At 54.1% G+C, this 11,232-nt stretch carries 7 protein-coding genes; 6 read left to right on the plus strand and 1 reads right to left on the minus strand.

From position 1 onward, the window contains the following. Nucleotides 1–195: 195 nt before the first annotated feature. On the plus strand, nucleotides 196–489 hold the full coding sequence (locus tag WCI03_14150; GenBank protein ID MEI8140994.1) for a hypothetical protein: 294 nt from the start codon (nucleotides 196–198) through the stop codon (nucleotides 487–489). A 136-nt stretch (nucleotides 490–625) separates the two neighbouring features. Here the strand turns inward: WCI03_14150 and WCI03_14155 are convergent, their stop codons facing one another. Next, nucleotides 626–1,597, minus strand: coding sequence for a DUF4143 domain-containing protein (locus WCI03_14155; GenBank protein MEI8140995.1), 972 nt, complete (start codon nucleotides 1,595–1,597; stop codon nucleotides 626–628). Between the two features lie 475 nt (nucleotides 1,598–2,072). Here WCI03_14155 and WCI03_14160 point away from each other — a divergent pair, with 475 nt between their 5' ends. From WCI03_14160 to WCI03_14180, 5 genes are read left to right on the plus strand one after another with little or no spacing between them, the layout of a single operon-like run. After that, complete coding sequence (locus tag WCI03_14160; protein MEI8140996.1) at nucleotides 2,073–2,669, plus strand: thrombospondin type 3 repeat-containing protein; 597 nt, start codon at nucleotides 2,073–2,075, stop codon at nucleotides 2,667–2,669. Next, on the plus strand, nucleotides 2,666–9,988 hold the full coding sequence (locus WCI03_14165; protein ID MEI8140997.1) for an RHS repeat-associated core domain-containing protein: 7,323 nt from the start codon (nucleotides 2,666–2,668) through the stop codon (nucleotides 9,986–9,988). The genes WCI03_14160 and WCI03_14165 overlap by 4 nt, the downstream gene beginning before the upstream one ends. A 1-nt stretch (nucleotide 9,989) precedes the next feature. Continuing rightward, entirely contained in the window at nucleotides 9,990–10,550 is a 561-nt protein-coding gene (locus WCI03_14170; GenBank protein MEI8140998.1) for a hypothetical protein, read from the plus strand. A 7-nt stretch (nucleotides 10,551–10,557) separates the two neighbouring features. After that, nucleotides 10,558–11,010, plus strand: a complete 453-nt coding sequence (locus WCI03_14175; GenBank protein ID MEI8140999.1) for a hypothetical protein — start codon at nucleotides 10,558–10,560, stop codon at nucleotides 11,008–11,010. Nucleotides 11,011–11,015: 5 nt separating this feature from the next. After that, nucleotides 11,016–11,198 carry a hypothetical protein gene (locus WCI03_14180; GenBank protein ID MEI8141000.1) on the plus strand — a complete coding sequence of 61 codons (183 nt, stop codon included), beginning with the start codon at nucleotides 11,016–11,018 and terminating at the stop codon, nucleotides 11,196–11,198. Nucleotides 11,199–11,232: the final 34 nt, after the last annotated feature.

Raw genomic sequence — 11,232 nt, forward strand, 5'->3', positions numbered from 1 at the left:
ACAACCTGTAGCCAAATTCTCTCACAACTTGTGAGAGAATTGCCTTTCCGGGACAGGTTGTCCCAGAATTGAGATGGCTATAAGGCCAGTAATTACCCTCAATTCCCACCACAACTCTTTCTACATCAATGAACTCTTGTGGCGAAGCCACGCCCCGACTTGACAGCATGTATTCGGAATATTACATTATAGCACATGAAAGTCATTATGCTGGATGCTGTGCGGGAACTCGGCACCGCCGAACATATTGAGGAGGCCACCGCCATGCGGAAACTTTTACGCATGGGATACGACCTGTTCTTGGCGCAACAGTACCGGGCGGGACGGTTAACGATACGCGCCGTGGCGCATCGCATGGATCTCCCGCTGAGTGAGGCAATGGAAGCGCTTCAACGTCTGGGCATAACCGGGAACACCGGCATGGATGACACCCTGGAGTCTTTGCGCTCTCTCCAGAAGAGTAACCGCCGAACAGGGTTTCCTCCGTAATCCATAGACCGCCCCCCTACGCGCTTATGGGGCAAAGAAAGCGGAACCCCCTGCCCCACTGTTCCGCTGGGATAATGGCTTGTGGGTCGAGTTTCCTTTCCCTGCTGAACCCAAGGGGGTACCCTCCCTTGAGAGACTATTTCCCTAGTTCGGTTCCGGGCCTGAGGTTACGCAAGAAGTCTTCACAAGGGAGGCATGGAATGTCATTCACGCGTAGAGGCTGAGATCCCCCATATAGTAGAATGGCCTGGGCTTCGGGGTAATCTTCCTGAAAAGTACGCAATGATCGCACATCGCGCCGTTCAACCCGTGAGGAGGATTTGACCTCGATGGCCGTGAAACCGTTCGGACCGTAAATTACAAAATCCACCTCAACGCCGGATTTTGTCCTCCAGTAATATAAAGTTGAGTCATTCTGGGAATAGGCAATCCAAGCCCTTAAATGTTGCGCCACCAAACCCTCCAAGGCCGCCCCGGAGACTTCATCTGCACGATCCAAGGGTCCGCGCGGTCTTAACTTTCGGTAAACACCACAATCAAAGAAATAAAACTTTGGGTGCTCCGTCAATTGCCGAGTCGCCCGTCGTTTGAAAACCGGCAGACGAAAACCGAGCAGGAGATCTTCCAATATGGATAAATACCCTTCGACCGTACTTCGACTGACCTGACATTCTCGGGCGACTTCGGTGGCATTCAAGAGGCTGCCATGGGAAAAGCTCATGGCCTCCAAAAAACGACTGAAACTGCCGGTGTTACGGGCGAGCCCTTCCTGCTGGACCTCCTCCCGCAAATAGGCCGTCAGATAGGCGCCCAGTGCGGATTCCCGGTCCTCCTCGCCCCAAACCACAGGCAACATCCCCCAGCGCAGGGCAGAGAGCAGGTCAAAGCGTGCGCCTAATTCCGCGCCCATGAATGGATGGAGTGTCAAGACGGCGGCCCGGCCAGCCAATAGGTCGACCCCTTGGCGCTTCAATTTCCGTGAACTGGACCCCGTAAGGATAAAACGCTTTCCCGCTTGTTGTGAAATGGCCTGGTGCACTTCGTCGAGCAAGGCGGGAACTTTCTGAACCTCGATGGGCGGAACGGTCGGTATGCCTGCAGTGGGAATGTCGGGTGATTAACGACATAGATAGAAAGATGCCCATAGAAGACTTATTCTGTCTTTTCTCTTTTCCGGTGAGAATCAGTATGGCGGTGAGGAACCATTTGCGTGGGAAAGGAATTCAGGAGTATAGCCTGCGGGATATGATGGAATTCCTCATCCCAAAAGTCCCCGCCGAAAAAGTCTCTAATTTCATTCTGTTAAAGGATTATCTGGATGGAATAGGGAAGGATTGGCAGGCTTTGTTTTCTCCCTCGGAAATTCTAAAGCATTCTTTTCCACTGCATTTTTTTCAACTTGCCGCTTCAAATAATAAAGTGCATATCTTACTCCCCAAGGGGGAGGAGATATTATTATGGAATGCAAAAACCTCGCCCAGTTTCCCTCCGCAACCTTCGCTTCCAGTTTGTTTTCCCCCTGCTGGCGCCATGCCTCCCGTCAACGTAGAGATTTTTGACACCCACCAATAGAAAGGAACCGTATGTTGAAATATAGGCTGCTTATCGTTACCATCGCCGGTCTCTGCGCGCTTGAGGGCGCCGCTCTCGGCGGAGAAATTGTCTACAAGTATGACAGTCTGAACCGGCTAACTAATTCCGTCTATTCTCAAGGCGTGATAGCAACCTATAAGTACGACTCCGCGCACAATGTCCGCGAAGTCAAACTCATCAAGGATACCGACAATGATGGGCTCCCGGATTATTGGGAGATGCTTTATTTCGGCTCGTTAACCGCGACCGACGGGACTTCTGATTTCGATGGTGACGGGTTAAGCGATTATGAAGAATATCTGGCTGGGACCGACCCTACCGACCCGAACTCCTCCATGCGTTTTTATGGATGTGGAGGTGGCAATAATGGCCCCACGGAGTTCACTATTGTTTGGTCAAGTTCCACCAACCGCAACTACACCATTGAATGGACCACGTCGTTGATGACCAACTTTGTGATGTTGGTGACGAATATACCGGGTGCCCCGCCCCAGAACCAATACGTTCATGAGACGATGGAATCCAATGCCTTTTACCGGGTCATCTTGCAGGACGGCGAAACGACTGATGAGGAGGTGATCCCGTGAAGTCATCCCTTCTCAATCGTTTTGGGTCTATTTTCTGCAGTTTTTCGCTGGTCTGTCTCTCCACTTTGGCCGAAGCCCCGCCTCCCGTGGAGGGCGAAGGCGGAAACCCCGGCTGGCTCATGGCCAGTCCGCCACCAGAACCGGCTGGGGAACGGGTGTCTTCTTTGGCCGAGGCTGAATCGGGACTGAGTGTGGCGTCAATTTCGACGAACGGTGCCGACGCGGTAACAGCGGACATCATAGAATTGGCCCGTGGCCTGGATAACGACCCGGTCCGCCTCTACGAATTTGTCCATAACCATATCCGGTTTGAACCCTATTATGGTTCACTCAAGGGTGCAACCCGTACCCTGCGGGACAGGGCTGGTAACGATTGTGATCAGGCATCGCTCTTGGTGGCGCTTTTGCGACAAAGCAATGTGGACTCCAAGTATGCCTATGGCACTCTGACTCTGCCCACAATCGCTTATGACGGAACACCGAATGCTTGGAACTGGCTCGGCGCCAGCGATCCGCTGGATGCATTAAGGAAGGGCGGAATTCCGGCAACGGCGGGCAGTGGCGGATCCACACTTACCTTGGATTTCATATGCGTGGATGCGTATGTCAGCAATGCCTGGGTCCGACTGGCCCCCTCGCTCAAGGCCTATGACGTCAGTGCGGCACAGGAACTCGCCGCCATGATGGGGTATGATCGCAGTCAAGTGTTGGCGGCGGCGGGGGGCACGGCCACATCGGACTATGCACAAAATCTCACAGAACAGGCACTTCGCCTCAAACTGGATGGCCTTAGCAGCAACTTGCTCGTTTCACTGCAAGACAACATGCCGAATGCTTCCGTTGAAGAAGTCATGGGAGGGCGTAAAATCCGGGAGGATTCTTATTCAGCATTGCCGACTAACCTCCCTTCCTCTTGTGTTTTTGCATTTGGACAGAATTATGTGACCGTGCCCACAAATCTTGAACACCGGGTGAAAATTCAATACGGGGGCATTACCAATACCTTGGCGTTGCACAACATCGCCCACCGTAAACTGACCATGAAGTATGACCAGCTTATAGTTGGGTCAGCCTCAGCCATGGGGGCACAGGAAGTCGGAGTTGCCGAGGCCGGGGGGGCCTCTCTGCCACCCCCGGACAGCCAGGAGCCAGTCACGGCCATGGCCGAATCGACTCCTGGCAGCCTGTCGCCGACCACGCCGGACATCTTGACTACCAATCAGGTGTTGTCAGCCCCGGAAGGAACCTTTTCTCCCACGAATTCGATTCAGGCCACAACGAATGAATCTTTTGGCATCGTGCCGCAGGGCTACTATGCTGAAGGGCCCATTGACTTAGCTTATTATAATGCGAGCGGACTGACCTGGACACTTGTTTGCTCAATGGTGTCCAATCCCCAAAACGCTTTTTCCATCACGGCGGGAAGCGGGACAACATATCTCGCATCGGGCAATATGTTCCAGTTCCGCGCCAAATTTGACGCTTCGGGCCAATCACGAGGCGTCAAGACGGCGACCATTCGTGTCACGGTTTACCCCTATGGATTCGTTAATGATTACAATCTGACCGGTACCGTGGCGGAAACTCCACAAATGGGCTTCGCCTATTTTGTGAGCGAAGCATTTATGAATGAGCCGGTGACGAGCATCTGCTCGATCACGAACAATGGAAGCCAGACGATGACGATCCAAAGTATCAGCCTGGCAAATAATCAGAACAATCAATTCCAGATTTTGGGCGGAAATGGAAGCGGCACGATTCCACCCGGCCAGCGACGGGATATCACGGTAAAGTACTTGGCCACAACGCATGGTGCTTCCTACGGTGATTTAGTTTTTGATATTGCCTATGATGGGTATGACTACCCGCCCTTTACCAATACCATGATGCTTGGTCAGGCCTATTACAAACCTGTCTTGTCGGTAAACACATGGCCGGATTTCGGGCAGTACCGCTATTACGGTGAGTCCATCCAAAGTAACATTGTGATCCGCAATGCAGGTGGCCTACAGCTATCGGTGTCGTCTGGTACCCGAACCGGGCCCGACGCCGCGCGTTATGAGGTGGTTAGCGGCGGTGGTTCCGCAACTGTTCCGGTGAACGGAACCTATACCGCATGTATCCGTTACAAGGCAGATCAGGAAGGTATGCACACCAATGCCTTCATCCGGCTCAACTATACATACGACGGCAAGTCGCTTTATTCGGATTTCCAACTTATTGCGCAGACCCTTTCCCGGCCCCGCGCCTCGCTTTTGTTGGATGACACCATCCTAAATGCTGAGAGCAGTTCGGTCTCCGGCACCGTCGCCACCTGCACCCTGGCAATTACCCATCCTTACAGCAACTGTAACCAGACGGTTACATTCCCATTCAAGCGGGGTTCTCTGTATGCGATTATGTGCGGATTCGGCGACGCTGAAAGCGGGCTGACTCTGGCCCGTAACCAAAGGCAGCTTGAGGCCTTGAGGGCAAAAGCCTCCGACTCCTCTTCGGCGGTGCTTAGTCAATGCCTGCACGTCATGGGCCAGACATGGCTCGATGAGTCGGCCTTGGTCAACCAGTCAATTGAACGAATCAGCGGGGTCAGCCCCATCTCTCATCATCGTTTCGGGGTAATGGCCCAGGAGGCGGGCTACTACGTGGATGTCAAAGCGCAGGTATCCAGTTACTATTCGAGCGAATCCGGCGGTATGGCCGTGGGCGCTGGCATGAAAGCAGGTTCACTGGTCGCCAGTTCGCTGGAACATGCCATCCTGGAACAACTCCAAGGCGCAGACCGTTCCGGGGTCTCCACCGTGAAGCTTCTGCAAATGGCCAATGCCAATGGGGAAAAGATTTACAGGATGACGGCTTCCAACGCGGTGAGTGTGCTGGCCGCACTGACGAACTATTCCGACGAAGTTAAGAATCAGTTCCTGGGCAGTGCCACTAATGGCCTCGTTCAGGTGCTTCCCCGTAATGGAGCCATCACTGCTGGTCAATGGGTGGGCAACGGCTACGTAACCTTTGGATCCCTGCCGAGCGGGCAATACCAGGTGGGGATGATCATCTCCGGGGATTATCATGGCGGTTATTCCTCCTATTACGGCCAATTGGAATCTCTTATAGCGGTCAATGCTCAGCACAATATTGTGGCCCGTGCCGCCGAGGCCCGTTATCCGGTGAGCGCCGACCCTGTGGATCTTGCCACAGGATCCTTCCTCTACAGCGCGGATGATCTTGCACTTGGTGGTGCCGATCCGGTTGGCTTGAAGTTCAGCCACTACTACAGCAGTCTTGACGCCACTCGACTGCGGGCTATTGGTTATGGATGGACACATAATTATGATGTTTATATTGAGGAACACAGTTCCTGGCAGGGGGGGATGGGGCTTCGCACCCCGGCTGAAGCCGTGCCTCTTATGGTAGCCGCTTTTGTGGCCGGTGATCTTGCCGCCAGTGAGGACAATCCAAAGGGTTGGGCCACGGCCGCCCTTGTTAGCAAGTGGGCCACCGACCAGCTCACTACCAATGCTGTGACAGTCTACCTTGGCAACCGGGCACTGACTTTCATCCGCCTGCCGGATGGTCGCTATACCCCGCCGCCGGGTGTCACCATGTCGCTCTCCAAAACCAACGGCCTTTACACTCTTGCCGAACGTAACGGCCGGGAATATCGGTTTAACGCTACACGGCGACTCGCTTCAATCGTTGACCCGGACAATAACACGATGAACCTGGCCTATAATGCGGCGACAAACCTGTCAACGGTGACAGATGCCTGTGGCCGGAGCCTGACTTTCAACTACTCCGCCGCCTTGCTCACCAATGTGGTGGACTCCACCGGGCGTAGCGTCACCATGCAGGGCGATGCCGCATCCAATCTTTCCGCATTCACCGATTCTGCAGGGGCGGTATGGCGTTTCGTTTATGATACGAACCACTGCCTGACTGCGACTGTTGAACCCGGCGGAGTCACCAATGCGCTCAACACCTATGACAGCCTCTCCCGCGTAAAACAACAGGCCAACGGCCGTGGATTGGTTTCCCAGTTGCTTTATGCCGATTACCGGACGGTTGAGCAGGATCCTGCCGGTAACCGGAAGACCTATTATTTTGACGACAAGCAACGCGAGATAGGTCGGGAACTGGTTCCTGGTGCAGCGGCATGGTCCGCCTACGATGGACAGAACCACACGGTTGCCACAATGGATCCACTGAGTCGTCTCAATTACGCATTCTATGACGGCAACCACAATGTTCGCTGGACAGTCGATCCGCTCAATCAAGTCAGTTCATTCAACTACGATAGCCTCAATCGCCTTGTCGAGGCCGTTACCCCGCTGGGCCTTACCACCCGGACCGAATACGATTCCAAACACCACCCAATCCGAATCACAGGTCCCGCGAGCAATAGTGTGGAGTGCGTGTATTCGGCCAGCGGCCTACTCGAAAAGAAAATCGAGATTCCGGCGGCGGCCGCTGGTGGCGGCACGCCCCGCACCAACTCCTGGGCCTATTCCTCATGGCGGACGCCGACAGAAATGTTCCACCCTGACGGTAGTCGCGAGGCGTTTAATTACAATGCCCGCGGCGACTTGCTGACCCATACGGATACCCGGAGCAATACCACGGTCTTTACCTATGACAACCGGGGACTGCGCCTGAGCCAGACCGATGCCCTGGGCGGCATCGCAAGCAATAACTGGAATGCGCTCGGCCTGCTTGTCTCCAGTACGGATCAGCGCGGCAAAACAACCGCCTTCACCTATACCAAGACCCGCGAACCCGCCAGTGCGACCGCGCCCGACGGGGGTGTGGTTTCAAATGTCTATGATAATGCCGGTCGCGTTATCGCGGTCATCAATCCCAGAAGCGGTGTCACCAGCAATACTTGGGACTCGGCTGGACGCCTTATCGCGAAACGCGATCCCAACGGCGTCACCGTGCGCCTGACATATGACTCGATCGGTAATGTCCTAGCGACCACCGACGGGCTCGGAAACGTCTCGACGAATATTTATGACACTCTGAACCGGCTCGTTGAAGCCCGCTCGCCAAACGGTGCAGTGGCGACAACCGAATATGACGCCGACAGCAGGGTTACGGCCGTGGTGGATACGCTGGGACGGCGGACGGAATTCACCCTGGACGCCTTGGGTCGGAAGGTGGCGGTCAAGCGGCCGGACAACCGCTTTGAGCGGTACACATTCGACGGACATGGCAATCTCCTCGCCTTCACCAATGCCGCAGGCAATGTCCAGTGCTTCATGTATGATTCCATGGGCAGAAAGACCGGGGAAAGCAATGCGGTAGGTACGGTTCGGTCTTATGGATTCGATGCCGCCGGGAATCTGTCGGCGAAAACGGATGGAAACGGACGAGTCACCACGTTCAGCTACAATGCCGCCAATCGGCTGGCGGGCTTACACTATGCCGACAACAGCGTTGTCACGTTTACCAACGACGCCGCTGGAAACTTGACGGGGATGGGCGATCCTTGGGGAACCGGGGCGTCAGCAGCCAGTTACGATAACGTGGGTAGACTTTCGGCCTGGACGGATCACCACAATTCAACGGTGCAATACCGCTATGATAAGGCCGGGGGCATCACGAATATCAGTTATCCCGGCAATCTTTCGGTGATATACGGATGGGACACGGCGGGCAGGTTGGCATCGGTGAAAGACTGGGCCAACCGGACTTGGAACTTCAGTTACGATGGAGCCAACCGGCTTTCCGGCATCCAGTACCCCAATGGTGTGAATTATACACGCGGGCACAATGCCGACGGGCAGTTGACCAATTATGTTCACAGCAAGAGCGGTACGCCGTTCATCAGCAGGACGTTTGAGCGAAATTCGGCGGGGCTTAAGACTCGGGAGGTGATTTCCGCCGGGCTGGAAGTCGAACCTCCGGACACTTGGCAGAAGCACACCAGCGATAAGGGCGACCGGTTGAACAGCCTGACCCGCCGTGATGAGTATGTGGTTCCGGAACGGTGGCGCGGTTATACGCCGAGTTACAATCAGGAAGGCCAGGTTACCAATGTTTGTGAAGGTTATCAGTCGTGGGCATCGGAGAATAACCTTATTTGGGATGCGGCAGGACGACTGGTTGAATACACGGGACTCCGGCAAACCAACCTGTGGACGGATATGCCCCCCATGCCTTCCTGGGGGCTGAATCTGGCTTATGACGGACTCGGAGAACGTACGGTCAGGACTGATGAATTGGTTACGCACCGGATGGTTGTCGACCGAGTGGGGCGGCTGCGGGTTCCCTTGATGGAGACCGACGATAGCAATTGCGCAATTCGCTATTACATCTGGGCTCCGGGAATTGGTCTGCTGGCCCAAATTGAAGCCAATAGCACCATTCATTACATCCATGCCGATGAAAACGGCTCCACGCTGGCGATGACGGATTCTAATGGCAACGTTACCGACCAATTCGCCTATTCCCCGTGGGGTGAATTGCTTGGGCGAACCGGCACAAACACAACCGCATTTACATTTGTCGGTGGCGGGGGCGTGACGTGGGAGGGCGGAAATCTCTACCGGATGGGTGCCCGGTATTATGACGCCCGGCTCAAGCGGTGGCTCTCTGCTGATCCTGCCGGCATGGCGGGCGGAGCGAATCTGTACCTTTATGCGAACGGCAATCCCCTTTACTGGGTAGATATGCTGGGATTGTGCGGGCAAACGTATCTCCAGAATAGCGGGCCTGAGTGGATGTATTCTGACGCTCCCGTGGAAGGACCAGGATTAGTTGGCGGCGCTGTGCCTTTGATCGGGCCAATGCGTGAGGCTGCGGCCAACCGGATGAACGGGCAGTATGGCTGGATGGCAGTAAACACCGCTTTTGCTATGGCTGACTTGGGAACTCTCGGGCGAGCAACTGTTGTTCGGGATTTGTTAGGCGTTGGCATCCGGGAAACGGGAGAGATGCTGGCGAGAGATACAATGGAAGATTCGGTGGTGAATGTTGCAAAGAGAGTTGGATCTCTTCCCACTGGAGAAATGCCATATCAACTCACTCTATTTCCGGACGAGGCGTATAATCGTGTCGCACAATATGGCCGAACGCCGACCTCAGCCCAACGAGCATCAGTGCCTCTCGGCATGGAATTTGATCACAATCCGACGTTGGTTCAGCATTACTATGAAGGCCTAGACGGTGGGTTGCCGGGATTCAATCTGACTCAAACAGAGCGATTGCAATACTCTCAAAATCTCTCGTCAGGCGCCGCCGCAACACCTGCCGCACAGCGAGCACAAGGTGCGGCAGCAGCCGCTTACTCGAAAGCACAAAAACAACTTTGGGGGCTCCAATAATATGAATCATCTATTCTCGATAAATGCTGAAGGCGGCCCTTTGCTCTGCCTTGATGCGCGGGCAGCAGTAAAGTGGAAGGGGGCAGAGGATCGCGCGAAGGACTACAAGATGCTTTGCTCTAAAATTGACAATAAGCCGGATTTTAGTGCGGCGGTTCTGCCAATTTGCGGAACTGCGTGTGCCGTGTGGGAAATGGCGGGCGCTGGAACAGCGGACGTGTTTCTTCAACCAAGTGGGAACCTTTGTATTGTCCGTGCATGGTTGGCTACGGATCCCGGTGATGAACTTGCCAAACTTGCTGGGGGGGATCCGATCTTGCGGCAAGAGATTGGGGAGATCGATTTGCCAAGTGGCACTCTAGCGGTTCTCTGGGCTCCGGAATCAGGACTTGCAGTTCCCGAAACTATCGATATACCCTTTAGGTCGGTAAAGGGTACAGCTATCAATGATTCGGTATTCGTTATAAAAGCCGCATTCGGTCGATACCGGTGTTGTGACGATCAAATCGAACTTGGAAACTCAAGAGCACGAAGACTGACATTGATTCCGAATAAATTGTGAAAACCAGATGAAAATACCGACTAATTTAATCATGGCGCCAAGATTGCTTTCACCATTTGCTCTCGCGGCCCTCCTTGTTTTATCTGGCTGTGAACAAGACAGCCATCAGTCAATCGCGGTGAGCAATGACAGCGCCATTTCCAAAGGTTCAGATGTGATTCGTGCCGATAATGGCTCCCAGGGAAACCCGGAAACAAATCCCGTTGTAAACTATGGATACTATGGTCTTGGTAATCCGGGTTCAGTGCCTGTGCTAATAAGCAACTCCGATTCAGGCTGGGCTATGCCTGTGATTAACCCTTTTTCAAGCAATTCTTTATTCACAGGAACCGAAACTAATCCCATTTTCTTCCCTATCGATCAGCCCGTTTGGAGTAATTCGTTGCCGTACACTTCAGATTATTCGTTCGGTGGCAACGGTGAATCTGGATGCAGCATGACAACCCCGACATACCCCTAATGAAGATGCTGAAAAACCTTATCTCGATGGCGGCGTTCGCCGCCCTGCTTGGATGCGAGCATCAAGACGGAAAGACCGGAAACGCTGTGTCGGCGGCAACGGACAGGAATCCTGCTGTGCAGTCACAGTCGGATGACTCCCCCGCGACGAATGCGGTGGACAGCAAGGTGTTGCCGACCGAATTATGACCGCGTGCCGTTCCTGAATTAAATCTGATGAAAA

It is taken from the genome of bacterium (genome assembly GCA_037143175.1).
Lineage (GTDB): Bacteria > Verrucomicrobiota > Kiritimatiellia > CAIKKV01 > CAITUY01 > JAABPW01.

Coding starts and splice junctions, on each gene's coding strand:
- WCI03_14175 (MEI8140999.1), top strand. CDS start 10,558: ATGAAAATACCGACTAATTTAATCATGGCGCCAAGATTGCTTTCACCA.
- WCI03_14170 (MEI8140998.1), top strand. CDS start 9,990: ATGAATCATCTATTCTCGATAAATGCTGAAGGCGGCCCTTTGCTCTGC.
- WCI03_14160 (MEI8140996.1), top strand. CDS start 2,073: ATGTTGAAATATAGGCTGCTTATCGTTACCATCGCCGGTCTCTGCGCG.
- WCI03_14180 (MEI8141000.1), top strand. CDS start 11,016: ATGCTGAAAAACCTTATCTCGATGGCGGCGTTCGCCGCCCTGCTTGGA.
- WCI03_14150 (MEI8140994.1), top strand. CDS start 196: ATGAAAGTCATTATGCTGGATGCTGTGCGGGAACTCGGCACCGCCGAA.